This window comes from Streptomyces sp. NPDC029159 (assembly GCF_055564055.1).
Genome location: NZ_JBVHWT010000001.1, coordinates 749,450 through 773,603, shown reverse-complemented (window position 1 = coordinate 773,603; position 24,154 = coordinate 749,450). Strand labels below are relative to the sequence as shown.

At 73.7% G+C, this 24,154-nt stretch carries 19 protein-coding genes, 1 pseudogene and 1 riboswitch; of the genes and pseudogenes, 10 read left to right on the top strand and 10 right to left on the bottom strand.

Annotation, left to right across the window (positions count from 1 at the left end; genetic code table 11):
* The first annotated feature begins 19 nt into the window (after positions 1–19).
* Entirely contained in the window at positions 20–214 is a 195-nt protein-coding gene (locus tag ACZ4U4_RS03475) for a hypothetical protein (protein WP_467868760.1), read from the top strand.
* Between the two features lie 490 nt (positions 215–704).
* The gene (locus ACZ4U4_RS03470; RefSeq protein ID WP_467868759.1) at positions 705–2,042 is read left to right on the top strand and encodes an LCP family protein; all 1,338 of its coding nucleotides are present in this window, start codon (positions 705–707) and stop codon (positions 2,040–2,042) included.
* Positions 2,043–2,089: 47 nt separating this feature from the next.
* Here the strand turns inward: ACZ4U4_RS03470 and ACZ4U4_RS03465 are convergent, their stop codons facing one another.
* Together ACZ4U4_RS03465 and ACZ4U4_RS03460 are read right to left on the bottom strand one after the other, a co-directional pair.
* A complete protein-coding gene (locus tag ACZ4U4_RS03465) occupies positions 2,090–2,419 on the bottom strand; it encodes a branched-chain amino acid transporter permease (protein WP_467868758.1) in 330 nt (109 codons plus the stop codon).
* Complete coding sequence (locus ACZ4U4_RS03460) at positions 2,412–3,161, bottom strand: AzlC family ABC transporter permease (protein ID WP_467868757.1); 750 nt, start codon at positions 3,159–3,161, stop codon at positions 2,412–2,414. Before ACZ4U4_RS03460 ends, ACZ4U4_RS03465 begins: the two co-directional genes overlap by 8 nt.
* Before the next feature lie 62 nt (positions 3,162–3,223).
* Between ACZ4U4_RS03460 and ACZ4U4_RS03455 the strand changes: the two genes are divergently transcribed.
* Positions 3,224–3,682 (top strand): Lrp/AsnC family transcriptional regulator, encoded by a 459-nt coding sequence (locus ACZ4U4_RS03455; protein WP_467868756.1) that lies wholly within the window; start codon positions 3,224–3,226, stop codon positions 3,680–3,682.
* Positions 3,683–3,833: 151 nt separating this feature from the next.
* Here the strand turns inward: ACZ4U4_RS03455 and ACZ4U4_RS03450 are convergent.
* Positions 3,834–4,082 (bottom strand): annotated as a pseudogene (locus ACZ4U4_RS03450) (GNAT family N-acetyltransferase); the annotation flags it as partial.
* A gap of 15 nt (positions 4,083–4,097) precedes the next feature.
* On the opposite strand from ACZ4U4_RS03450, the gene ACZ4U4_RS03445 reads away from it, so the two are divergent.
* Positions 4,098–4,646 (top strand): GNAT family N-acetyltransferase, encoded by a 549-nt coding sequence (locus ACZ4U4_RS03445; protein ID WP_467868755.1) that lies wholly within the window; start codon positions 4,098–4,100, stop codon positions 4,644–4,646.
* A gap of 174 nt (positions 4,647–4,820) precedes the next feature.
* On the opposite strand, the gene cobN is transcribed toward ACZ4U4_RS03445, so the two are convergent.
* Positions 4,821–8,429: a cobaltochelatase subunit CobN gene (gene cobN, locus ACZ4U4_RS03440; RefSeq protein ID WP_467868754.1), complete on the bottom strand. Its 3,609-nt coding sequence runs from the start codon at positions 8,427–8,429 to the stop codon at positions 4,821–4,823.
* Between the two features lie 57 nt (positions 8,430–8,486).
* Positions 8,487–8,559: riboswitch (cobalamin riboswitch) on the bottom strand.
* Between the two features lie 414 nt (positions 8,560–8,973).
* Here cobN and cobG point away from each other — a divergent pair.
* From cobG to ACZ4U4_RS03420, 4 genes are all read left to right on the top strand, one after another.
* Complete coding sequence (cobG, locus tag ACZ4U4_RS03435) at positions 8,974–10,434, top strand: precorrin-3B synthase (protein WP_467868753.1); 1,461 nt, start codon at positions 8,974–8,976, stop codon at positions 10,432–10,434.
* Between the two features lie 91 nt (positions 10,435–10,525).
* Positions 10,526–11,152, top strand: a complete 627-nt coding sequence (locus ACZ4U4_RS03430; RefSeq protein ID WP_030289325.1) for a precorrin-8X methylmutase — start codon at positions 10,526–10,528, stop codon at positions 11,150–11,152.
* On the top strand, positions 11,149–12,858 hold the full coding sequence (locus ACZ4U4_RS03425) for a precorrin-2 C(20)-methyltransferase (RefSeq protein WP_467868752.1): 1,710 nt from the start codon (positions 11,149–11,151) through the stop codon (positions 12,856–12,858). Before ACZ4U4_RS03430 ends, ACZ4U4_RS03425 begins: the two co-directional genes overlap by 4 nt.
* A 352-nt stretch (positions 12,859–13,210) precedes the next feature.
* Positions 13,211–15,145 carry a hypothetical protein gene (locus ACZ4U4_RS03420; RefSeq protein WP_467868751.1) on the top strand — a complete coding sequence of 645 codons (1,935 nt, stop codon included), beginning with the start codon at positions 13,211–13,213 and terminating at the stop codon, positions 15,143–15,145.
* Positions 15,146–15,163: 18 nt separating this feature from the next.
* Here the strand turns inward: ACZ4U4_RS03420 and ACZ4U4_RS03415 are convergent, their stop codons facing one another.
* The 4 genes from ACZ4U4_RS03415 to ACZ4U4_RS03400 form a co-directional block, all read right to left on the bottom strand.
* Positions 15,164–15,928 (bottom strand): cobalt-precorrin-6A reductase, encoded by a 765-nt coding sequence (locus ACZ4U4_RS03415; RefSeq protein ID WP_467868750.1) that lies wholly within the window; start codon positions 15,926–15,928, stop codon positions 15,164–15,166.
* Positions 15,929–16,036: 108 nt separating this feature from the next.
* Positions 16,037–16,420 (bottom strand): hypothetical protein, encoded by a 384-nt coding sequence (locus ACZ4U4_RS03410; RefSeq protein ID WP_467868749.1) that lies wholly within the window; start codon positions 16,418–16,420, stop codon positions 16,037–16,039.
* Between the two features lie 197 nt (positions 16,421–16,617).
* Positions 16,618–18,306, bottom strand: coding sequence for an alpha/beta hydrolase (locus ACZ4U4_RS03405; protein ID WP_467868748.1), 1,689 nt, complete (start codon positions 18,304–18,306; stop codon positions 16,618–16,620).
* 6 nt (positions 18,307–18,312) lie between these two features.
* Positions 18,313–18,654 (bottom strand): type VII secretion target, encoded by a 342-nt coding sequence (locus ACZ4U4_RS03400; RefSeq protein WP_467868747.1) that lies wholly within the window; start codon positions 18,652–18,654, stop codon positions 18,313–18,315.
* Positions 18,655–18,965: 311 nt separating this feature from the next.
* On the opposite strand from ACZ4U4_RS03400, the gene ACZ4U4_RS03395 reads away from it, so the two are divergent.
* The gene (locus tag ACZ4U4_RS03395) at positions 18,966–20,144 is read left to right on the top strand and encodes a cobalt-precorrin-5B (C(1))-methyltransferase (RefSeq protein ID WP_467868934.1); all 1,179 of its coding nucleotides are present in this window, start codon (positions 18,966–18,968) and stop codon (positions 20,142–20,144) included.
* A gap of 172 nt (positions 20,145–20,316) precedes the next feature.
* Here ACZ4U4_RS03395 and cobM read toward each other — a convergent pair whose 3' ends face one another.
* Positions 20,317–21,093, bottom strand: coding sequence for a precorrin-4 C(11)-methyltransferase (cobM, locus tag ACZ4U4_RS03390; RefSeq protein WP_467868746.1), 777 nt, complete (start codon positions 21,091–21,093; stop codon positions 20,317–20,319).
* The gene (gene cbiE / locus ACZ4U4_RS03385; protein ID WP_467868933.1) at positions 21,090–22,502 is read right to left on the bottom strand and encodes a precorrin-6y C5,15-methyltransferase (decarboxylating) subunit CbiE; all 1,413 of its coding nucleotides are present in this window, start codon (positions 22,500–22,502) and stop codon (positions 21,090–21,092) included. Before cbiE ends, cobM begins: the two co-directional genes overlap by 4 nt.
* Before the next feature lie 370 nt (positions 22,503–22,872).
* Here cbiE and tsaD point away from each other — a divergent pair, with 370 nt between their 5' ends.
* Positions 22,873–23,946: a tRNA (adenosine(37)-N6)-threonylcarbamoyltransferase complex transferase subunit TsaD gene (gene tsaD, locus ACZ4U4_RS03380; protein ID WP_467868745.1), complete on the top strand. Its 1,074-nt coding sequence runs from the start codon at positions 22,873–22,875 to the stop codon at positions 23,944–23,946.
* Positions 23,947–24,154 lie beyond the last annotated feature (208 nt).

Here is a 24,154-nt window from a genome sequence, read left to right as displayed (position 1 = left end):
CCCGCCACCGGACGCGGAGGTGCGATGGGTTTACCAGCCCGTCGAGGTCCACTTCCCGGACGGACACTGGGCGGTGGGCCGGATCACCGCATGGTGGACGGACGAGGACGGCGCCCAGTGGTGCCGGATGCGCACCACGCCCGGCGGCCCGCCGCCCCGGTGGTTCCGGTACGACCCGGACACCATCCACCTGCTCCCCAGCTCCGGAATCTGACCCACCGGCACCGGGGAGCGCCCCCGCACCCGGGGCGTGCGCGCCCTGCTCCGCGCGCCCCCCGCGCGCCGCTGCTCCCGACAGCCGCAGGGGTACGTCCGGGCCGCGCGCCCGCGCCGGTCCGCCCCGTCACGCCCGCCCCCACCGCGCCGGGCCCGCCGCCCGGCCCGGCCCGGCCGCCGTATCCGGCCCTCCCGCCGCCGTCCGCGTCGTCCGTGACGGCTCCCGGTACCGCGTTCCCCGACGTAGCATCCGCAGAGCGAGAGGGGCCAACGGCGTGCACGACAGGCAGAGTTCCCGGGGCGGCGGGCCCCTCCGGCCAGGCGCCGCGCGCCGTGACGCCCCGCCCGGCGCCGGCCCCCGCGGCGTCCCCGCCCCCCGGCGTGAAGCGGCGGCCGCGCGCCGTCCCGCTCCCGGGGCCCGCCCCCGTCCGGCGGCCGTCGCCGCGGGCGCCCCGGGCCGCCCGGCCGCGCCGCCCGGGAAGCTCCGGATGACCCGCCGCGGCCGCGTCGTCGTCTGGGCCGGAGCCGTCCTCGCCGCGGTGCTGCTGGGCACCACCGGCGCGGGCGCCTGGATCTACCAGCATCTGGACGCCAACATCCGCGGCGCCGACATCGACGACGGGCTCGGCGACCGGCCCGCCAACCTCAGCCCCGGCTCCAAGAACATCCTCGTGGTCGGCTCCGACAGCCGCGCGGGCGCCAACGCCGGGTACGGCAAGGGCCTGACCACCATGCAGTCGGACACGCTGATGGTGCTCCACCTCTCCGCCGACCGGCACTGGGCGACCGCCCTGTCCTTCCCTCGCGACTCCTGGGTGCGCATCCCCTCCTGCGTACGCGGCAACGGCAGCCGGTCCGCACCGCACCACTTCAAGATCAACGAGGCGTTCTCGATCGGCGGGGACGGCGGCGACATCGGCAAGGCCGCCAGCTGCACGATCAAGACGGTCGAGACCGCCACCGGGCTGCGCATCGACCACTTCGCGTCGCTCGACTTCCAGGGCTTCAAGGGGATGGTCAACGCCCTGGGCGGCATAGAGGTCTGCCCCCGGCACGCCATCCACGACGTCAAGGCCCACCTCAACCTTCAGGCAGGCTGCCAGAACATTCGCGATGAGCAGGCGCTCGGCTACGTCCGCACCCGTTACAGCGTCGGTGACGGCTCCGACCTCGGCCGCATCGGCCGTCAGCAGGAGTTCCTGAAGGCGCTCGGCACCAAGGCCCGCGCCCAGCTGACCAGCCCCGGCTCGCTCTACGACTTCCTCGACTCCGCCACCAGGTCCCTCACCACCGACCGCGATCTGGCCGGCATCAAACCCCTCTACGACCTCGCCGCCACGCTCAAGGACATCCCCGCCGACCGGCTCACGTTCCTCACCGTGCCGAACTATCCGCGCGAGGCGGACGTCCCCACCGACCATGCCAACGTCGTCTGGCAGTACCCGCAGGCCGGCGACGTCTTCCGCGATCTGGCGCACGACCGGGAGATCGACGCCGCCGCCGAACGGCGGCTGACCGCGGCCGCCGCCCACCCCGTCACCGCCGCCTCCGTCCGCGTCCGCGTCCTCAACGGCACCGGCGCCCCCGGCCGCGCCGCCACCACCGCCGCCGACCTGCGCACCCTCGGCTTCACCGTCACCACCACCGGCAACGCCCCCGCACCGGGCCCGACCTCCCTCACCTACCCGGCCGGCCTACGCGACCGGGCCGAGGTCCTGGCCGCCCGCCTCCCCGGCCACCTCACGCCCCGGGAAGCGGCGGACGCGATACCGGGGGAGGTCACGTTGACGGTCGGGGCGGACTTCCCGGTGGACGGGGAGGGGTGACGCGGGGCCCGTAGGGGGCGGCTCCCCGGTGGCCGTCCGGCCGGGCCTCAGCCCGTGAAGACCAGACTGGCCAGAAGCGTATGGACCGCGGTGCCGGCGAGGATGCTCAGCAGGGCGTTGCGGCGCCACAGGTGCAGGCCGACGGTGACGGCGAGTGCGGTCAGCGGGGCCAGGGCGCGGGTGTGGGTGACGGGTACGTCGCGCAGGCAGTACACCAGGAGGATCAGCATGACGCCGGCCGGCATACGGGTGCTGAGGAAACGGACCGTGCCACTGGTGCGCAGCGGGGTGAGGGCCGCGAAAGGCAGCGCCCGCAGGCCCCAGGTGACGGCCGCGGTGACGAGGACCGCGGCGATGGCGTAGCGCGTATCAGGCATGGCCGGTCTTCCTCCCGGTGGCGAAGTGGCGGGCCAGGAGGGCCGCGGTGAACAGCGCGAACGCGACCGGCAGCATCTCGTCCGGGAAGAGGAGCCGGGCTACCACCGCGCTGAGCAGGGCGATCACGGGCGTGGGCAGGTCGCCGCGCAGGTCCCGGACCGCGTCCAGCGCGAGGACGGTGAACATCGCGGTGAGGGCGAAGTCCAGACCGGTGACGCCCTCCGGGATGAGCGAACCGAGCAGCGCCCCGGCCACCGAACTTGCCGCCCAATACAGGTGCAGCGAGAACTGCAGCCACAGGATGCGCCCGCCGGGCCAGGAGCGGGCCTGCTCCCCCGAGGTCAGCGCGAACGCCTCGTCGCACAGCGCGAAGGTGCTGTACGTCTTCCCGAGGCGGCCGGTCACGCGGTGCAGCGGGAAGGAGAGCGCGTAGAAGACGTGCCGGACGTTCACCATGAACGCGGAGACCGCGATGGAGGCGAGCGGGGTACAGGCCGTGACCAGGCCGATCAGCAGGAACTCGAACGAGCCGCCGAAGGCGACCAGCGCGGACAGCCCCGCCCACCACCAGTCCAGACCCGACTGCGTCACGAGCGCCCCGTAGGCGAGGCCGAGCGGGATGAACGCCAGGCCGGCGCCCGCCGAATCCTTGAACGCCGCGCGCGCCTGGGAGGTTTTCGGGGGCGGTGGTACGGGCGCAGGCCGAGGTGGCGCCTCGGTGGCGGCAAGGGGTATTTCCATGGCGCAATTTTAGGAAAACTTCCCCCTCATATGATTGCCGATCAACCCTGTATTCTCAGGATATGAGCAAGGAAGTACCACTCGATGCGATCGACCGCGAAATTATCTTTCAACTGCGCCACGACGGGCGGCTCACAAACGTTGAGCTGGCCAAACGCATCGGGCTGACCGCACCGCCCTGCCTGCGACGGGTCAAACGTCTGGAGGAGTCCGGCGTCATCAGCGGATACCGCGCCGTCATCGACCCGGAGACCGTGGGACGCGGCCTGGAGGTCCTGATCGACGTCGAGATCTACGCGCAGGACCGCAAGAGTTTCGAGGAATTCGAGTCCACCGTGGCGTCCTTCGAAGAGGTCGTGGAATTCCGCCGGATGTACGGCCGCCCGGACTACTTCATCCGCGTCGCCGTCGCCGACCACGCCGCCTACGAAGCCTTCCTGTCCGACCGCCTCAGCGGCCTGCCCGCCGTCCGCCGCCTGGAATCCCATCTGACGATGAAGACGATCAGAACGAGCCCGTGATCCGTAGGGGGCCGATGGCCGATGGCCGATGCCCCTGGCCGTCAAGGGCATCGGCCGTCAACTTCCAGGACCCGTAAGGGACTTGGATGCGCGCGAGGCACGGGCCGGAAGCACCCCCTACGGGGTGACGTCCCGCGCAGCCCCACCAAGCTCAAGCGGACGGCACGACCGGAGACCACACGCCGAACCACTGCTCCGCGCCGTAGGCCGGGAAGCGTTCCGCCTCGACGAACCCCAGCTTCGCCGCGAGGCGCATCGAGCCGGCGTTGGCGGTCTGGGTGGCGAGCACCACGGGTTCCCCCGGGAGCACGCCGGTGAACCAGTCGAGGACCGCCGTGCACGCCTCGGTGGCGTACCCGCATCCCCACACCTCCGGCAGGAAGAGGTAGCCGAGTTCGGCCCTACACTCTCCGCCGTGACAGCCACGGCGCCAGTGATCCGTCCGGCAGTCCCGGCCGACCTGAACGCCGTGGCCGGCATCTTCACGCACTATGTCCGCCACACCGTGATCACCTTCGAGGAGACCCCGCCACCGGTGGCCGTCTGGCACCGGCGGCTCGACGACCTCAGCTCCCAAGGTCTGCCGTTCCTGGTCGCCGAAGTGTCCGATGAAGTCGTTGGCTATGCCTACGCAGCTCCTTGGCGCCCCAAGCCGGCCTACCGGCACACCGTCGAGAACTCGATCTACCTCGCCCCGGACCGCACGGGCCAGGGTCTCGGCGGCTCCCTCATGGACGCCCTGCTGGCCGCCTGCGCGCGGACCCACGTACGCCAGATGATCGCCGTCATCGCCGACGCCGGCACCGATGCCTCCCTTGCGCTGCACCGCCGTTTCGGCTTCACCGACATGGGCCGGCTGACCGCCGTCGGATACAAGCACGGCCGCTGGCTCGACACTGTACTGATGCAGCGGTCGCTCGGCCTTGCCGCGGCCAACCAACGAACCAACAGGAAGCCTTCCTGAAAGTCCGTCCCGCGGCACGCCTCCGCGAACCAACAGGAAGCCTCCCTGAAGATCCGTCCCACGGCACACCGCCGCGAACCAACAGGAAGCCTTCCTGAACGTGCCCCTACCGCGGCCGGGCAGCCCTCAGGAACCCTCCCTGAAAGCTGTCCGTGCCCGCCGGGTGGAGAGGGCTCACTCCTCCCCCTCCAGCTCCCCCTCCGTCTCCAAGAACGCCTCGCGCAGTGCGGCCAGGGTCTCCGCGTCCGGCTTCTCCCACATGCCGCGGGATTCGGCCTCCAGGAGGCGTTCGGCGATGCCGTGGAGGGCCCAGGGGTTGGCCTCCTGGAGGAAGGCGCGGTTCTCGGGGTCGAGGACGTAGGTCTGGGCGAGCTTGTCGTACATCCAGTCGGCGACGACGCCGGTGGTCGCGTCGTAGCCGAAGAGGTAGTCGACGGTGGCGGCGAGTTCGAAGGCGCCCTTGTAGCCGTGGCGGCGCATCGCCTCGATCCAGCGCGGGTTGACGACGCGGGCGCGGAAGACGCGGGAGGTCTCCTCGACGAGGGAGCGGGTGCGGATCGTCTCCGGGCGGGTGGAGTCGCCGATGTACGCCTCCGGGGCGGTGCCCTTGAGCGCCTTCACGGTGGCGACCATGCCGCCGTGGTACTGGAAGTAGTCGTCGGAGTCGGCGATGTCGTGTTCGCGGGTGTCGGTGTTCTTGGCGGCGACCGCGATCCGCTTGTAGGCCGTCTCCATCTCGTCGCGCGCCGGGCGGCCCTCCAGGCCGCGGCCGTACGCGTAGCCGCCCCAGACGGTGTAGACCTCGGCGAGGTCGGCGTCGGTGCGCCAGTCGCGGGAGTCGATGAGCTGGAGCAGGCCCGCGCCGTAGGTGCCGGGGCGGGAGCCGAAGATGCGGGTGGTGGCGCGGCGTTCGTCGCCGTGGGCGGCGAGGTCGGCCTGGGCGTGGGCGCGGACGTGGTTGTCGGCGGCGGGCTCGTCCAGCCCGGCGGCGAGCCGCACCGCGTCGTCGAGCAAGCCGATGACGTGCGGGAACGCGTCGCGGAAGAAGCCGGAGATGCGGAGGGTGACGTCGATGCGGGGGCGGCCCAGCTCCGCCAGGGGGATGGGCTCCAGGCCGGTGACGCGGCGGGAGGCGTCGTCCCAGACGGGGCGGACGCCGAGCAGCGCGAGGGCCTCGGCGACGTCGTCCCCGGAGGTGCGCATGGCGCTGGTGCCCCAGAGGGAGAGGCCGACGGAGGTGGGCCAGGTGCCGTTGTCGGCGCGGTAGCGCTCCAGGAGGGAGTCGGCGAGGGCCTGGCCGGTCTCCCAGGCGAGGCGGGACGGGACGGCCTTGGGGTCGACGGAGTAGAAGTTGCGGCCGGTCGGCAGGACGTTGACGAGGCCGCGCAGCGGGGAGCCGGACGGGCCCGCGGGGACGAAGCCGCCGTTCAGGGCGTGGACGGCGTGGTCGATCTCGGCGGTGGTCCCGGCGAGGCGCGGGACGACCTCGCGGGCGGCGAAGTCGAGGATCGCGGCGACCTGTTCCGGCTGCCCGGCGGCCACCTCGGCGACGGCGGACGGCGCCCAGTCGGCGTCCTCCATCGCCTGGACGAGGGCGCGGGCGCGCTCCTCCGCGTCGTCGGCGGCGGTGCGGGTCGCGGCGGACTCGTCCAGGCCCAGCGCCTCCCGCAGCCCGGGCAGCGCGGACGTACCGCCCCAGATCTGGCGGGCGCGCAGGATCGCGAGGACGAGGTTGACGCGCGCCTCACCGGCCGGCGCGGCGCCCAGGACGTGCAGACCGTCGCGGATCTGGGCGTCCTTGACCTCGCAGAGCCAGCCGTCGACGTGCAGCAGGAAGTCGTCGAAGCCGTCGTCGTCGGGGCGGTCGTCCAGGCCGAGGTCGTGGTCGAGCCTGGCGGCCTGGATGAGGGTCCAGATCTGCGCGCGGATCGCCGGGAGCTTCGCCGGGTCCATGGCGCTGATCTGCGCATATTCGTCGAGGAGTTGTTCCAGGCGGGCGATGTCGCCGTACGACTCGGCGCGCGCCATCGGCGGGACGAGGTGGTCGACGAGGGTGGCGTGGACGCGGCGCTTGGCCTGGGTGCCCTCGCCGGGGTCGTTGACGAGGAACGGGTAGATCAGCGGCAGGTCGCCGAGGGCGGCGTCCGGGCCGCAGGCGGCGGAGAGGCCCGCGTTCTTGCCGGGCAGCCACTCCAGGTTGCCGTGCTTGCCGAGGTGGACCATGGCGTCGGCGCCGAAGCCGCCGTCGTCGGCGGAGGCGGCGATCCAGCGGTAGGCGGCCAGGTAGTGGTGGGACGGCGGCAGATCGGGATCGTGGTAGATCGCGATCGGGTTCTCGCCGAAGCCGCGCGGCGGCTGGATGAGGATCAGCAGATTGCCGCGGCGCAGGGCGGCGAGGACGATGTCGCCCTCCGGGTTGCGGGAGCGGTCGAGGAACATCTCGCCGGGCGGCGGGCCCCAGTGCTCCTCGACGGACGCGCGCAGCTCCTGGGGGAGCGTGGCGTACCAGCGCCTGTAGTCGGCGGCGGGGATACGGACAGGGTTCTTGGCCAGTTGTTCCTCGGTCAGCCACTCCTGGTCGTGGCCGCCCGCCTCGATGAGGGCGTAGATCAGCTCGTCGCCGTCACCGGACGCGAGCCCCGGTACCTCTTCGTCGCCGAAGTCGTAGCCCTCTTCGCGCAGGCGGCGCAGGAGGGCGACGGCGGAGGCGGGGGTGTCGAGGCCGACGGCGTTGCCGATGCGGGAGTGCTTGGTGGGGTACGCGGAGAGAACCAGCGCCAGCTTCTTGTCCTTCGCCGGGATGTGGCGCAGCCGGGCGTGGCGGACGGCGATCCCGGCGACGCGGGCGGCGCGCTCGGGGTCGGCGGCGTACGTCGGCAGGCCGTCCTCGTCGATCTCCTTGAAGGAGAACGGGACGGTGATCAGGCGGCCGTCGAACTCGGGGACGGCGATCTGGGTGGCGGCGTCCAGCGGGGAGAGGCCCTCGTCGTTCTCCTCCCAGGCGGCGCGGTTACCTGTCAGGCAGAGTGCCTGAAGGATCGGCACGTCCAGGGCGGCGAGCGCGCCCGCGTCCCACGATTCGTCGTCGCCGCCGGCGGACGCCTCGGCGGGCTTGGTGCCGCCCGCGGCGAGGACGGTGGTGACGATGGCGTCGGCCGGGCGCAGCGCGTCGATCAGCTCGGGCTCGGGCGCGCGCAGCGAGGCGACGAAGAGCGGCAGCGGGCGGCCCCCGGCCTCCTCGATCTTGGTGCAGAGCGCGTCGACGAAGCCGGTGTTGCCGCTCATGTGGTGGGCGCGGTAGTAGAGCACCGGGATGAGCGGGCCGTCGATGTCCTTACGGGCCGCGGGCCGCTCCAGCTCGCCCCAGGTCGGCGCGGGCTGCGGCGGTTCGAAGCCGTGGCCGGTCAGCAGGACGGTGTCGGAGAGGAAGCGGGCGAGGCGGCCGAGGTTCTCGGGCCCGCCGTGCGCGAGGTAGGCGTGCGCCTCGGCGGCGGTGCCGACCGGGACGGTGGACGCCTCCATCAGCTGTGCGTCGGGGGCCTGTTCGCCGGTGAGGACGACGACGGGGCGGTGCTGGTACTCGGCGAGGAGGAGGTTCAGGCCCTCCTCCCAGGCGCGGATGCCGCCGAGGAGGCGGACCACGACGAGGTCGACGCCGTCGAGCAGCGCGGGGAGTTCGGCGAGGTCGAGGCGGGCCGGGTTGGCGAGCCGGAACGGCACGGGGCCGCCGGCGGCGCGGGCGCTGAGGAGATCGGTGTCGGAGGTCGACAGCAGCAGAAGCATGCGAGCGCAGAGCCTTCCTCGGGGTATCCGCGCCCCGGGTGGTTCGTTGGACGGCGGGAGTTCCTGACTCACCCGGCAGCTGCCGGGCTCACAGTGGCGGGACCGCGCCGGATTCGCACCGGGCTTCCTCCCTGAGAGCTGTCCCACCCTCGGGAAAGCCCTCGTCGCCGTCTCCGGCGTCGGCGGGCCGGCTGACCCACCGAAGTGAATGGTAAGGGCTGGTCGAGGGGCTGGGGAGGGGGGCTCGACCGCCGGTGGACGAGAAGGGGCGGGGCCGTGAGGCGTGGGGCCCGTACCGGGCGGGTCGGGCGGCCACTACGGGGGAGGGCGCTCGGGGTGTCCGTAGTGGAGCGGGGGCAGGGCTCGGCCCCCAGCTCGCGGGCCGTACGGGGTGCCCCTACGGGCGGGCGGTACGAGGGTCGGTTCCGGGCCCGTACGGGGTTCGGATCGGGGCCGCTTCGGGGTGCCCGTACCGGGGCGCGGGCGTCCGTCGGAGCACCCGGGGCGGGGCCCGGGCCACCGTCGGCCCCTGTGGCGCGTCGGTATGCTCGCGGCCATGCCGCCCTCCCCCTCGAACCGGCCCCACGGGGCCCCGCCGCCGCTGCGCGAGCGCGGTGACGCCTGCCCGGGAGCGCTCCGGCTGCACGCGGCGGCGGACGGCGCGCTGGCCCGTGTCCGGGTGCCCGCCGGGGAGTTGACCGGACGTCAGGCGACGGCGCTGGCGGACGCGGCGGAGCGGTTCGGGGACGGCGGGATCTCCCTCACCTCGCGCGGCAACGTGGAGCTGCGCGGCCTCGGCGACGGCTGCGGCGGCGAGCTGGCCGCACTGCTGGCCGACGCCGGTCTGCTGCCCTCCGTACGCCATGAACGCGTCCGCAACCTCGTCGCCTCACCGCTCGCCGGAATCGACCGCCGCACCCCCGCCGACGTGCGGCACTGGGCCCGCGAGCTGGACGAACTGCTCTGCGGACAGGAGTGGACGGCGCGGCTTTCGGGGCGTTTCCTCTTCGTCCTGGACGACGGCCGCGGCGATGTGGCGGGCCTCGGCGGCGATGTGACCTTGGTCGCAGAAGTGGCGGTGCCGGGAGGCGCGGGAGCGGACGCTGCGGGATCGGAAGCCGCGGCGCCGGGGGCGTCCGCGCTTCTCCTCCTCGGCGGGCCCGACTCCGGCCCCGACTCCGGCAACGGCATCGGCCCCGACGACGGCCCCGGCCCGGCCCTCCGGATCGCGGGGGCCGATGCCGCCCGCGCCGCGCTCGGTGCCGCCCGTGCCTTCCTCGACGCGGTCGAGGCGAGCGGCAGCGGCGCCTGGCGGTTCCGGGAGCTGCCGGGGGGCGCGGCGCCGACCGTGCGCGCCGTCGGCGAACGGCTGCGCGCCGCCGGGATATCCGCCACGTACGTCCCGTCCGGCGAGGTCCCGGCCCGGCCCGGGCGCGGCGCGCGCACCCCGGCGCCCGGCCTCGTCGAAGGGCCCGGCGGGCGCCGTGTGCTGAGCGTCCGGGCGCCGCTGGGGCGGCTGACCGGCGCACAGTGGCGCCTCCTGGCCCGTACCGCCGCCGAGGGGGACGGCACGCTCCGGCTGACCCCGTGGCGCGGCGTCCTCGTCCCCGGGCTGAGCGCACCGGTGGCCACCGCCCGGCTGCGGGAGTGCGCGGACGCGGGCCTGGTCACCGACCCGGACTCGCCCTGGTACCGGCTCGGCGCCTGCACCGGGCGCCCCGGGTGCGCCAAGTCCCTGACCGACGTACGGGCCGACGCGTCCGCCGTGGCCGCGGCCCTGGGGCGGGCCACCGCGCTGCCGGTGCAGTGGTCCGGCTGCGCGCGCTGCTGCGGCCACCCGCACGGCACCTGGATCGACGTCCTGGCGACCGACGGCGGCTACGACGTGACCGTCATCCGGCCGGGGGCACCACCCGAGCCGCTCGCCGCCGGCGCCACCGTGCGGCAGGTCGCCGACGCCGTCGCGCCCCGGGTTCCCCCGGCGGCACCCGGCACCGCACCGTGACCGTCTAACGGGTACGCGTCCCGGGCTCCGTCCCCGTAGGCGCGCACCCCACCCCCTGTTTCCCCCACCGACCCACCACACCGAGGGCACCGTGTTCGACTACGAGAAGGACGGGGCGGCGATCTACCGCCAGTCCTTTGCCACCATCCGCGCCGAGGCGGACCTCGCGGGGCTGCCCGCCGACGTCAGCCGGGTCGCGGTCCGGATGATCCACGCCTGCGGCATGGTCGACCTCGTCCGCGACCTCGCGTTCTCCCCCGGCGTGGTGGCGAGCGCGCGCGCCGCGCTGCGCGCCGGTGCGCCGATCCTGTGCGACGCCAACATGGTCGCCAGCGGCGTCACCCGTAAGCGGCTGCCCGCGGACAACGAGGTGGTGTGCACCCTCGCCGACCCGTCGGTGCCCGCGCTCGCCGCCGAACTGGGCACCACCCGCAGCGCCGCCGCGCTGGAGCTGTGGCGGGACAGGCTGGACGGCGCGGTCGTCGCCGTCGGCAACGCCCCGACCGCGCTCTTCCGCCTCCTGGAGATGATCGAGGAGGGCGCGCCGCGGCCCGCCGCGGTGCTCGGCATACCCGTCGGCTTCATCGGCGCCGCCGAGTCCAAGGAGGCGCTGGCCGCCCACCCGTCGGGCCTGGAGCACCTGGTGGTGCGCGGGCGGCGCGGCGGCAGCGCCATGGCCGCGGCCGCCGTCAACGCCCTGGCGAGCGAGGAGGAATGAGCGTGCCCGAGCAGCAGTCCGCCGCCCGCACCCCGGGCCGCCTCTACGGTGTGGGGCTCGGCCCCGGAGACCCGTCCCTGATGACCGTGAGGGCCGTAGGGGTCATCGCCGAGGCCGATGTGGTGGCGTACCACAGTGCGCGCCACGGCCGGTCCATCGCGCGCGCCATCGCCGCCGAGCATCTGCGCCCCGACCACATCGAGGAGGCGCTGGTCTACCCCGTCACCACCGAGTCGACCGACCACCCCGGCGGCTACCGGGGCGCGCTCGACGACTTCTACGAGGAGGCCGCGGCCCGGCTCGCCGCGCACCTGGACGCGGGCCGCACCGTCGCCGTGATCTCCGAGGGCGACCCGCTCTTCTACGGCTCGTACCAGCACATGCACAAGCGTCTGGCGCACCGTTACCCGACCGAGGTCATCCCCGGCGTGACCTCGATCAACGCGGCCGCCGCCCGGCTGGGCAGGCCGCTGGTGGAGGCCGACGAGGTGCTGACGGTGCTGCCCGGCACGCTCCCCGAGGAGGAGCTGACGGCCCGGCTGGCCGCCACCGACTCCGCCGTCGTCATGAAGCTGGGCCGCACCTTCCCCGCCGTCCGCCGGGCCATGGAACGCTCGGGCCGACTGCCGGAGGCACGCTACGTCGAACGCGCCACGATGACGGGCGAACGGACCGGGGCCCTGACGGACGTCGACCCCGATTCCGTGCCGTACTTCGCGGTCGCGGTGGTACCGAGCCGGGTCGCGGAGCGGGATGTGCCCGAGGGGGTGTCGGGGGGCGTCCCCGAGGGTGTGTCAGGGGCGCCCGGTGACGCGGCGTACGCCCCTGAGACCGGGTCCGGGGGCGTCCCCGAGAACGTGTCAGGGGCGCCCGGCGAGGCGGCGCACGCCCCCGACGAGGCGTCGGATGACGTGTCCGGGGCCGAGCCCGGCTCCGACTCCGACTCCGGCTCCAACTCCGGCGAAGTGGTCGTCGTCGGTACCGGGCCGGCCGGACCGCTGTGGCTGACGCCGGAGTCGCGGGGCGCGCTGGCCGCCGCCGACGACCTCGTCGGCTACACCACCTACCTGGACCGGGTGCCGCACCGCCCCGGTCAGCTGCGGCACGGCTCCGACAACAAGGTCGAGTCCGAACGCGCCGAACTCGCCCTCGACCTGGCCCGCCGCGGCCGCCGCGTCGCGGTGGTCTCCGGCGGCGACCCGGGCGTCTTCGCGATGGCCACCGCCGTCCTGGAGGTCGCCGCCGAGGAGCGCTACCGGGCCGTACCCGTACGGGTGCTCCCCGGGGTCACCGCCGCCAACGCCGCGGCGGCCAAGGCGGGCGCCCCGCTCGGCCACGACTACGCGGTCCTCTCCCTCTCCGACCGCCTCAAGCCCTGGGAGGTCATCGCCGAACGGCTGCGCGCCGCGGCCGCCGCCGACCTCGTCCTGGCGCTCTACAACCCGGGCTCCCGCAGCCGCACCTGGCAGGTCGGCAAGGCCCGTGACCTGCTGCTGGAGCACCGTTCGCCGGACACCCCGGTCGTGCTGGGCCGCGATGTCGGCGGCCCGGAGGAGTCCGTCCGCACCGTCCGCCTCGCCGACCTCGACCCCGCCGAGGTCGACATGCGCACGATCCTGCTGATCGGCTCGTCCCAGACCCGGACGGCACCGCGCGCGGACGGCACCGCCTCCGTGTGGACGCCGCGCCGCTACCCGGAGGGGTGAGTCCGGGTCCGGATCCGGGAGGATTCGGGGTCGGACGAGGGTGAACACGACGGGAGACGGGGGACGTTACGGACGAACGGCATCGCGGCGGAGTGCACGGCGGCCCCGGACATCCGTACGGGCCCGCTCCCTTCGGGGCGCTCCCCGCGAGGCCGGTCCGCCAAATTGACCGAACTGTCGGCTGTTGTCCACGGACAGGTGGCACATTGTTGCTGTGCGCGCCCCGCCCCGGCGCGGAGGCCACCGCTTCCGCCCCGGGGAAACCACGCCCACCATGGGCGACGGCGGGGCGTGCCCTTGCCCTCACGGCGCAGAACAGATGAAGTCGGAGAACCATGACCAGGTCTCACTCATGAGCCGTCGCACACGGCGCCGCCGTACCCCGGCCACCCCCTGCCCGTCCTGCGGCGGCACCGACCTCCTGTGGGAGGACGAGGGCGTCTACGGCGGCGGCGAACTCCTGTGGTGGTGCGCCGACTGCCTCCACCAGTGGCACGCCAGCGATTACCCGCAGGCAGCGGCGCCCGCACCGGGGTCCACTGCGCCGATCCCCCCTGGCCAGGGCCCCGGTGCCGGGTACGGCATGCCGGTCCCCGAGCAGCTGCCGGGCGCCGGGGCGCCGGTCCCCGGTGCGTACGGGGAGGCGCCCGTGGTGGGGGCGGCGCCTCCGGGCGCACCGGGTGGCACCCCGTATACGGCCGACCGGCCCACCGTCCCCGGCCAGGGGCCGGCCCCGGGTCCGCCGGGCTTCACCCCGTACCCGGAGGTCGCGGCGGCGCCGAACCCGTATGCGGCGCCGGGAGCGGTTCCGGTGCAGGCCGCTCCGCACGTCCCGTTGCCGGGCCCCGCACGGGAGTTGCCCGCCGCGGAACCGGCCGTCCCGGGGCCGGTGCCCGTTCCCGGGGTGGCCTCGGTGGCCGCGCCCGCGGTACGCCCGGCTCTCCTTCCGGCCGCGCCGGAGCCCGCGGCGCCCCCGGACCACACGACGGCCGCGGAGCCCATGACGGCCGCGGCGCCCCCTGCACCGGCTCCCGCGGCGCCTACAGCGCCGGAAGCCGCGGTCGCCGCCGGAGCCCCGATGCTCCCCGGGCCGACGACGTCCCCGGAGGCGACGGCCCCGCGCCCCCCGGCAGGCCCGTACCTCGCCCCGCCGGACCCGTCCGCACGTCTGACCACGACCGCCGCCCCGCCCCCGGCCCCCGCACCGCAGGAACAGCCGCGCCGCCCCGCCGAACCGGCCGATCGCTCCGAACCGGCCGACGCCACCGGGCAGCCCGGCACTGCGGAGGCGACCTGGCCCACCGAAGCCGCACGCCCCGCAGGCACCAACCGGCCCGCAGGCACCGACCGCCCCCCGAGCACCGACCGTCCCGCGGACACGGAACAGATCGCCGCAGAAACGGGCCAGGCCACCGCAGGCGCTGCGCAGATCGCCACAGAAACGGGTCAACTCGCCGCGGGCGCCGCACAGACCGCCACAGCACCAGGTCAGCTCGCCACAGGCGCTGCACAGGCCGCCGCAGAAACGGGCCAGCTCGCCGCAGACACTGCACAGGCCACCGCAGCACCAGGCCAACTCGCCGCAGCCGCCGCCCAGGCCCCCGTCACGGAACAGGACACGGCGGGCACCGGCCAGGCCACCGGCACGGGCCAAACCCCCGGTCCAGAACAGCGCATGACGGGCACCGACCAGGGCACAGCAGCGAGCACGGACGAGGGCAAGGCCGCAGGCGCGGAGCGAGCCGCCATCCCTGCCCTCGCCCCCTCCCCCTACGGGCCGCCCGCCCCGCTCCCCGCCCCGTCCGCGAACGGCAGCACCTCGTTGCCGCTGCCCCCGCTCGCGCCCGTAGTGGCGGACGGCGGCGGGGCGCCCTTGCCGGCCGGCGCCCCGGCGGCCGGCCTCGCCCCGCCGCAGGCCGGCGCCGTCCCGTTGTCCGCCCCCGCCGGGCCCCCGCCGCCGCACCTCGATGCGCCGACGGGCCCGCCGCAGCCTCCGCAGTCCGCCGAGCCCCCCGCCGGGCCGCAGCCCCCGGCCGGTCAGCCGCCCGCCGCGCCCCCGGTGACGGGCCAGGCACCGGTCGGCCCCCCGGCGACCGTCGCCGAACGCACCATGCACGCCGCCGGGTTCCTCCCCCTGATGCCCTGCCCCGGCGCGTACGAGCCCTGGCCGTGCCGCTGTACGCAGTGCGGCCGGGAGGTCACCCCGACCTACCGTCAGGTCCGCGACGAGGCGTTCGCCTGCGCCTGCCGCGGTACGCGACGGCGCCGCCCCGCCCGCAAACGCTGACCGGCGGGCGGCACGCCGTCAGCCCAGCCGCTCCCGCAGCCACGCCACCGCCTCCGCCGGCCCCGGCACCGTCGCCACCCCGACGGGCGCCGGGGGCCGGGTCACCAGCACCACGGGCACCCCGGCCTCCCGCGCGGCGGTGAGCTTGGGGGCGGTGGCGGCGGCCCCGCTGTCCTTGGTGACGAGCACGTCGATACGGTGCGCCGCCAGCAGGGCCCGCTCCCCGTCGAGCGTGAACGGGCCCCGGTCGAGCAGCATCTCCATCCGCGGCGGACGCGGCCCCTCCGGCGCGTCCACGGACCGTACGAGGAACCAGAGCGCGTCGAGGTGCGCGAAACGCGCGAGACCCATGCGCCCCGTGGTGAGGAAAACCCGGCGCCCGAGCCCGGGCAGCGCGTCCGCCGCCTCGTCCAACGACCCGACCCGATGCCATACGTCGCCGTCCTGCGGCACCCAGCCCGGACGCCGCAGGGCCAGCAGCGGCACCCCGGCGGCAGCGGCCGCCCCCGCCGCGTTCGCGCTCATCACCTCGGCGAACGGATGCGTCGCATCGACCAGCACATCCACCGCATGCTCCCGCACCCACCCCACCAGCCCCGCAACCCCGCCGAACCCCCCGACCCGCACCTCCCCCACAGGCAACCGCGGCGCCGCCACCCGCCCGGCCAAGGAGGACGTGACCCGCACGCCGCCTGCGACCAGCTCGCCGGCCAGCTCCCGCGCCTCGGCGGTGCCACCGAGGATGAGAACGTGGCGGGGGCCCGGAGCGGCGGGGTCGGTCATGGGGCGGGGGTCCTTCCGATTCTTCAGCGGCGGAAAACGCCCCAGAAGGGTACGGGAGGGGGCTCGCATACCCGGTCGGGCGCACTACTACGGCCTTCGAGATGGCCGTTACTTCGACCAGTAGGGGTCACGGAGGTCGGGTGCGTGATCCGGCCCGCCATCAGGCGCTGCGGGGAACTTGTCGCCTTCTTCGCCTTCGATTTCCCCACCGTGACCTGGGGACTTCGCATCCACACTCGCACCGATGGCAATTCCCCCGCTCCCCTCCACCGAAAAACCCACCTCAAGACCATCGGATGATTTAGCGGAAACGAAATGCGGGCGCGAGAAATCCCTCTCCATCTCAAACCCAGATTTCTTCAGGTACGCGCGCACTGATTCTGTCAATTTGTCGAACTTTTGCGCTGAAACCTTGGTCCGAAGATAGCGCGCCCGGTGGACGCCCACCACGCCGTTCGGCCTATTGGTGAACGAGTTGCGGTGCACATCCATCTCGCCAGGACCTTCCCGCCACTTGACTCGGGGATGTATCGCCCCGAAAACACCTTCCAGGGTTGAGTCGATCTTCCGGAGAGCTTGCGCGCCAGTGAGGCCGGGAGTATCCGAAAGGAGAGAGCAACCGCTAATTCCATTAAATACAACCAGTAGACCGACTGCGACGACCAAAGCCTTACGCGCACGCATTTAAATCACCTCCGGGACTGCTCGCTGATAGTATCCGGATGCCCGGAAACAATTCTTCCCATATTCCTCAACGACTCACCCTCGATCCCATAACCCGGGTCGAAGTATTCAGAGTGAGAATCAACACCATCGACCGGATCAACAGGGTTTCCAGGGTTCACGCCAAAACGCTTTCCGCCAAATTCCTCGCTGGCCGGATCCTGCCCGAACCACAATTCATGCGGATCCATCATGTGACCTATTATTCCGCCAGCAAACCCGAACCTGCTACCGATGACTTCCTTCTTGGAAGGCGCATGAGTGACTGGATCGTTCTCCGCAGCCCCCACCCAGACGTGATCTTTTCCAACGCCGAGCTCATCCGCTTTCTGCGCCCCTGTACCAGGACTCCCCACGAGAATGATGTCGTCGGCGGGAATTCCTCCCGGACGCTGAGCTGCCTGCCCTACAGTGAACGACCCATAGCTGTGGCCGATCGCGGTGACATGTGGCCGATCCCCTTGATGCGTCGCCTGGACTCCGTCAAGGAAGGTTCCAAATTCGGCTCCTCCGTTCTTGCCATCGCTTTCGAGGGCAACCTCTGCACTCTGAGGAGCGTCGTATCCAAGCCAGACGATCGATGCAGTCGTCTTGCTGTTATCTGACTCTCTTGCGGACTGCCAGACCCTGTGAGCGCGGTCGCCGTCGTCTCCGCCCACATCCTTCATTGTGGTAGTGAACCCCGGAACATAAGCTGCGACGTTGTCCGCCTTATCAGGGTTTCCGTACGACAGAATGGCCCGCCCCTGCCCCTCTTCTCCAATTCCCAGGAGGAGAGGCTCGGGCACCTTCCCATCATCTCGGTCAAGACGGTCCCTGATGGCACGGTAACCCTCCTGCTTTTCAGCCTGCGCTTCCGACATCGGCGTACCAGGCGGATGCGCATCGATCAGCCGGTCGAGATTGACGCGGTTCGCCTCGTCGCGGGTTTCGGCGGGTATGCCGTCGAGATTTCCGATCACCTCGGGGTTCAGCGCCAGCTGCTCGTCCCGCTCCTCCTGACTCAGGCCATTCCACCAGCCGTTGACCTTTTTCGGGTCCGTGCCCTGATGCGGAGCGGCATTGAGGCCGACCGCCGTTCCCGCGATCTGGGAGATGTCGGATGCGTCCCGCCGGTATTCTTGGCTGTCGACCTTCAGCCCGCGGTCGGCCTGGAGGCGCGCGATGGCGATCGTGTAACGGCCGTCGATCTCCTCGACGGTGCGCCGGACACCGAGGATTTCCCCCTCAAGGTCACGCCGCTCAATCTCCGCGTCCGGGGGACCTGCATCCGGATCCCCCGTCGGAATGGAACCCTCATCCTTGTAGGTCACCTCCCCGCTGGGCAACACCTTGAGGCCCTTCGCGGCGGCGTCATCGAGCAGCTTGCTCAGCCGTTTCTGCTGTTCCTTCATCTCGGTGACGAAACCGTCGATGGTGGCCTCGATGAGCGTGCACTCCTGGGATCCGAAATGGAAGTTCTCCCCGAGGCGTTGCAGTCGGACCTGTGCCGCATCAGCCGCCTTGCCGGACCAGTCACTTTTCAACGGGCGGCGCATGTAGGTTTCCACACGGTCCTGGTAGCCGCCGAAGCGATGCGCCGACCGCCCCCATTCCTCCTTGGCCTCTTCCAGAGCGGAGAATCGAAGGTCTTGGATTTCCTGCAGAGTGGGCATCAGGCATCATCCGAACGGGCTGTTGTGGCGCGACTGCGCCGCGGGCAGAACCATGGCTGGACTTTCGGAGCGCTGGGTGAACGACCGCGCCGTGTTGTCGTCGTTCCGCTCGTAGTTGTCCGCAGAATTCCGGAGGGATTGCGCGACGTCCCCGCATTCCTTCCGAACGTCGCCGAGCCTGGCCTGCCAGGAGTGCTGCGTCCGCATGAGCTGCTGGGCGAAGGAGAACCCCGCAGTCTGGCCGGGTACGCCGTGGTGATGCGCGTTCAGCGCGCTGACGGCGGTGCCCACCCCCGACTGCATTTCTTCGCTCTGGCCCGCTGCGGTGCGCAGCGTCTTCGGCTGCACATCGGTATCCGGCACAACAGCCCCCGATTCCCCATTTTCCACACAGTGTGAGACAGCCGTTCACCCTAAGTGGTGCTTGCGGGGGACACCCTTATGTCGGCGCGATTCGGCCGGTGGCAGGCCGAAAGGGAGCTACGGGCCCTCCCGGTTCCGGGCATCCCGGACGTCCGGCGAGGAGCGCCCCGCAGGCCCGTGTCCGACCCGCCTCGGGCGAGCCCGGGCGCGGCAGGGGAACATGGACGCGCGGCTCAGGTGTCGCGAATCGGTGGCGTGAGGCCGCGGGTCGGGTGGTGAAAGGGCAGGTGGCGACGGTGGGTGCGTCCGGCGGGGATCCGGCGGAGCCGCGGGGGGCGTCGCAGCAGGGCGCGGGAGGGGGTCGTAGCGCGCAGCTGGCGCATACCGGGCTGCGGTCCGGGTGGACCACCGGGGCGTGCGCGACGGCGGCGAGTGCCGCGGCGTACACGGCACTGCTGACCGGGGAGTTCCCGGATCCGGTGCGGATCGCGTTGCCCAAGGGGCACACACCGTCGTTCGCGCTGGCCAAGGAGGAGTTGGCCGCGGACCGGTCGTGGGCGACGGCGGCGGTGGTGAAGGACGCGGGGGACGATCCGGATGTGACCCACGGGGCGCTGATCCGGGTGACGGTGCGGGAGCTGCCGGCCGGTTCGGGGGTGGTCTTCCGGGCGGGGCCCGGCGTCGGGACGGTGACCCGGCCGGGACTGCCGCTGGACGTCGGCGAACCGGCGATCAACCCGGTGCCGCGGCAGCTGATCTCCGGGCATCTGGCCGAGGTGGCGGCGCGGTACGGCGGGCGCGGCGACGTCGAGGTCGAGGTCTCCGTCGACCACGGCGAGGAGATCGCGCGCAGCACCTGGAATCCGCGGCTGGGCATCCTCGGCGGGCTGTCGATCCTGGGGACCACCGGCGTCGTGGTGCCGTACTCGTGCTCGGCGTGGATCGACTCGATCCGGCGCGGCGTGGACGTGGCGCGCGCGGCGGGGCGGCGCCATGTGGCGGGCTGTACGGGGTCCACGTCCGAGAAGGTCGCGGTGGCGCTGCACGGGCTGCCCGAGGACGCGCTGCTGGACATGGGGGACTTCGCGGGCGCGGTGCTGAAGTACGTACGGCGTCATCCGGTGGAGCGGCTGACGGTCTGCGGCGGGTTCGCGAAGCTGTCGAAGCTGGCGGCCGGGCATCTCGATCTGCATTCGGCGCGGTCGCAGGTGGACAAGGGTTTCCTGGCGGAGCTGGCCCGGCGCGGGGGCGCGGACGAGGCGCTGGCCGCCGAGGTCGAGGGCGCCAACACGGGGCTCGGGGCGCTCCAGTTGTGCGCCGCCGCCGGTGTGCCCCTGGGCGATCTGGTGGCCGCCGCCGCCCGGGACGAGGCGCTGGCGGTGCTGCGGGGCGCGCCCGTCACCGTTGACGTGGTGTGCATCGACCGGGCCGGTCTGGTGGTGGGGCGGTCGGAGCCCCGGGGGCCGGGGGCGTAGGAGCTACGCCGCGCGCCGGGGCGTGGGGGATGGCACCGCGCGCCGGGCGTGGGACGTGGCGCCACGCGCCGGGGCCCGGCGCCGCCACCCAGGGGCCGCCCGGGAGCGGCGTTGCCCGGGCCCCAGGAGCGCCGTGCCGCCCCGCGCGTACGCCGCGCCGCCCGGGACACCCCTAGTCCGCGCCCCAGGCGCCCCCGCGCCCGTCCGCCGGCCGGTCGCGGTCCGACGAGTAGAGGAAGCTGTCGCCGAACTGCTCCGCGGCCAGGGTGCGGCCGACGACGATGACGGCCGTGCGGACCACGCCCGCGGCCTTCACCTGGTCGGCGATGTCGGCGAGGGTGCCGCGCAGGACGAGTTCGTCGGGGCGGGAGGCGAGGGCCACCACGGCGGCGGGGCAGTCGGCGCCGTAGTGGGGGAGCAGTTCGGCGACGACCCGGTCGGCGTACCGGGCGGCGAGGTGCAGGACGAGGAGGGCGCCGCTGCGCCCCAGGGTGGCGAGGTCCTCGCCCTCGGGCATGGCGGTGGCGCGCTCGGCGATCCGGGTGAGGATCACCGTCTGACCGACCGTCGGGACCGTCAGCTCGCGCTTGAGGGCGGCCGCCGCGGCGGCGAACGCCGGGACGCCGGGCACCACGTCGTACGGCACGCCCGCCGCGTCGAGGCGGCGCATCTGCTCGGCGACGGCGCTGAAGAGGGACGGGTCGCCGGAGTGCAGCCGGGCCACGTCGTGGCCCTCCTCGTGGGCGCGGACCAGCTCCGCGGTGATGGTGTCCAGATCGAGCCGGGCGGTGTCGATCAGCCGGGCGCCGGGCGGGCACTCGGCGAGCAGTTCGCGCGGCACCAGGCTGCCCGCGTACAGGCACACCCCGCAGGCGGCGAGGGTGCGGGCACCCCGCACGGTGATCAGGTCGGCGGCGCCGGGGCCCGCGCCGATGAAGTGGACGGTCATCGTTCCTCGTTCTCCGGGGAGGTGGGGGTGGGGGCGGCGGGCACGGGGGAAGTGCGGACGGGGGTGGCCTCCCCGGGAGGAACGGGGATGCCTTCCCCAGGAGCATCCCCGGAACCGGCCTCCCCTGGGGAAGCCGCCGAGGCACCGCCCCCGGGGTGCGCCGGTTTGACCGCCGCCCACTGGGTGACCGGCATCGCCTGCCGCCAGCCCGTGAAGCCGCCGACGGGCGTCGCATGGGCGACGGCGAGGCGTACCAGGTCGCCGCCGTGGCGCCGGTACCACTCCGTCAGCAGCGCCTCGGACTCCAGCGTCACGGTGTTGGCGACGAGACGGCCGCCCGGGGGCAGCGCCGCCCAGCAGGCGTCGAGCAGTCCGGGGGCGGTGAGTCCGCCGCCGATGAAGACCGCGTCGGGCACCGGAAGCCCGGCCAGCGCGGCGGGCGCCGCGCCCTGCACCACCTGCAGCGCCGGGACGCCGAGGCTGTCCGCGTTCCCGGCGATACGGGCGGCGCGGACGGCGTCCCGTTCGACGGTGACGGCACGGCAGGCGGGGTGCGCGCGCAGCCACTCGATCGCGACGGAGCCGGAGCCGCCGCCGATGTCCCAGAGGAGTTCGCCGGGCTCCGGGGCGAGCGCGGCGAGGGTCGCGGCCCGTATGTGCCGCTTGGTGAGCTGCCCGTCGTGGTCGTACGCGTCGTCGGGCAGCCCGGGGACGACCGGCAGCCGCAGCGCACCGGGGGCGCGGACGCACTCCACGGCGACGACGTTCAGCGGGTCACCGGGCGGCCGCGCCCAGGAGGCGGCGGTGCCGTCGGTCTGCGCCTCGGCGGGGCCGCCCAGCTGCTCCAGGACGCGCATCCGGGACGGGCCGAAGCCGCGCTCCCGCAGCGCCTCGGCGATCCGCGCGGGGGTGTCCGCACCGGACGAGAGGACCAGCACCCGGCGCCCGTGGTGCAACGCCCGCGCGAGGCCCGCGACCGGGCGCCCCACCAGCGAGACGACCTCGGTGTCGGCCACCGGCCAGCCGAGCCGGGCGCAGGCGTACGCGACGGACGAGGGGTGCGGCAGGACCCGCAGCCGGGGGCGGGGCGCCCCGGGGGCGTCGGGGAGGGCGGCCAGCACCTCGGTCAGCGTCCGGCCGATGCCGTGGAACATCGGGTCGCCGCTGGCCAGCACGGTCAGGCCGCGTCCGGCGTAGGTGGCGATCAGGCCCGGTACGGCGGGGCGCAGCGGCGACGGCCAGGTGACGCGTTCACCGGCGCACTCCGGGGGCAGCAGGTCGAGTTGGCGCGCGCCGCCGAGCAGGACACCGGCGGTACGGAGCGCGTCGCGGGAGGCGGGGGCCAGCCCGTCCCAGCCGTCGGCGCCGATGCCGACGACGGTGAGCACGGGCGGTGAAGGGGGTGCCAGGGGGGTCACTGCCGAGTACCTCGAACCTCGGAAGCCGCCGTGCGGCCGGTGCGGAAGGGGGCCGGCCGGGCGGCCGGGGATATCCCCGCACTCTACTGAGCGGGGACGGTGCGGGGGATGGGCGGGGCCGGGGCCACTACGGGGCGCCGGGGGGAGAGCGGGCCCCAGGGGGGCGCAGGCACGGGAGCGCCCGTACCCGCACGCCCAGGAGCACCTATCCGAAGCGCGCCCAGGACGCGGGCCGGAACACAGGCCAGAACCAAGCCCAAGACCAGGACCGGCAAAGCACCCGGCCCAGAGGTGAGCCCTTATTGCCTACCATGTGCAACAGCAATCACCCCGCAAAACCCGCTCCAAGGAGGCCGCCCCCATGCCCTCACCCGTAGTGCTGGGAATCGAGTCGTCCTGCGACGAGACGGGTGCCGGACTGGTGCGGGACGGGCGCCTCCTGGGGCACGCGCTCGCGTCGAGCATGGACGAGCACGCCCGCTTCGGCGGCGTCGTACCGGAGATCGCGGCCCGCGCCCATGTGCACGCGCTGCTGCCCGTCGTCCACCGCGCCCTCGACGACGCGGGGCTCGGGATGGCGGACATCGGGGCGGTCGCGGTGACCACCGGGCCGGGACTGTCCGGCGCGCTCCAGGTGGGGCTGGCCGGGGCGAAGAGCCTCGCGTACGCGCTCGGGGTGCCGCTGCACGGTGTGCACCACCTGGCGGGGCATGTCGCGGCCGACACCCTGGAGCACGGCCCGCTGCCCGATCCCTGTGTCGTCCTCATCGTCTCCGGCGGCCACACCTCGCTGCTGCTCGTCCGGGATCTGGCGCGCGATCCGATCGTCCACCTCGGGGACACCGTGGACGACGCGGCGGGCGAGTGCTTCGACAAGGTCGCGCGCGTCTTCGGGCTGCCGTACCCCGGCGGGCCCGCCATCGACCGGACGGCGCGCGCGGGGGATCCGCGCGCCGTCCCCTTCCCCCGGCCGCTCACCTCCGGCGACCCGCGCACCCGTTACGCGTTCTCCTTCTCCGGGCTGAAAACCGCGGCGGCGCGGTGGGCGGAGCGGGAGCGCGCGGCGGGCCGGAAGCTGCCGCTCGCCGACGGCGCCGCTTCGCTCCAGGAGGCGGTCGCCGATGTGCTGACCCGTAAGGCGGTCGCCGCCTGCACCGCGCACGGCGTCGGGACGCTGGTGGTGGTCGGCGGGGTGGCCGCCAACTCCCGGGTGCGGGCGCTGGCGGAGGAGCGGTGCGCGGCGGCCGGGATCACCCTGCGGGTACCGCCGCTGCGGCTGTGCACGGACAACGGCGCGATGATCGCCGCCGTCGGCGACCTCCTGGTCCGCGCGGGCGCTGCACCGGCCCCGGCGGACGTCTCCATCGACCCGTCGGCCCCCCTGGAGTACGCGGCACTGCACCCGGCGGCGGGCGGACGGGGACGGGCGGCCTGACGGGGGGGGCGGGGCGGCAGGGAAGGCATCGCCACACGCAGTCGGCGCCAAGCCCCGGCAGGAAACGCACCGCCGTACGCAGTCGGCGCCAGGCCCTGGAAGGGAGCACACCACCGCACCCAGGCGCCGGCCCCGGAAGGACACACTCCGCGCCAGGGCCCCCACTCCACCCCATCCCCAGCCTGACGCGCCCTCACCACGCAGGCAC

What these genes read in the sequence shown, in the direction of transcription:
- tsaD (WP_467868745.1), top strand. Translation starts at nt 22,873, where the DNA reads ATGCCCTCACCCGTAGTGCTGGGAATCGAGTCGTCCTGCGACGAGACG.
- ACZ4U4_RS03460 (WP_467868757.1), bottom strand. Translation starts at nt 3,161, where the DNA reads ATGGAAATACCCCTTGCCGCCACCGAGGCGCCACCTCGGCCTGCGCCC.
- ACZ4U4_RS03425 (WP_467868752.1), top strand. Translation starts at nt 11,149, where the DNA reads ATGAGCGTGCCCGAGCAGCAGTCCGCCGCCCGCACCCCGGGCCGCCTC.
- ACZ4U4_RS03470 (WP_467868759.1), top strand. Translation starts at nt 705, where the DNA reads ATGACCCGCCGCGGCCGCGTCGTCGTCTGGGCCGGAGCCGTCCTCGCC.
- ACZ4U4_RS03455 (WP_467868756.1), top strand. Translation starts at nt 3,224, where the DNA reads ATGAGCAAGGAAGTACCACTCGATGCGATCGACCGCGAAATTATCTTT.
- ACZ4U4_RS03465 (WP_467868758.1), bottom strand. Translation starts at nt 2,419, where the DNA reads ATGCCTGATACGCGCTACGCCATCGCCGCGGTCCTCGTCACCGCGGCC.
- ACZ4U4_RS03410 (WP_467868749.1), bottom strand. Translation starts at nt 16,420, where the DNA reads ATGGATGTGCACCGCAACTCGTTCACCAATAGGCCGAACGGCGTGGTG.
- ACZ4U4_RS03415 (WP_467868750.1), bottom strand. Translation starts at nt 15,928, where the DNA reads ATGACCGACCCCGCCGCTCCGGGCCCCCGCCACGTTCTCATCCTCGGT.
- cobM (WP_467868746.1), bottom strand. Translation starts at nt 21,093, where the DNA reads ATGACCGTCCACTTCATCGGCGCGGGCCCCGGCGCCGCCGACCTGATC.
- cobG (WP_467868753.1), top strand. Translation starts at nt 8,974, where the DNA reads ATGCTCGCGGCCATGCCGCCCTCCCCCTCGAACCGGCCCCACGGGGCC.
- ACZ4U4_RS03420 (WP_467868751.1), top strand. Translation starts at nt 13,211, where the DNA reads ATGAGCCGTCGCACACGGCGCCGCCGTACCCCGGCCACCCCCTGCCCG.
- cobN (WP_467868754.1), bottom strand. Translation starts at nt 8,429, where the DNA reads ATGCTTCTGCTGCTGTCGACCTCCGACACCGATCTCCTCAGCGCCCGC.
- ACZ4U4_RS03405 (WP_467868748.1), bottom strand. Translation starts at nt 18,306, where the DNA reads ATGCCCACTCTGCAGGAAATCCAAGACCTTCGATTCTCCGCTCTGGAA.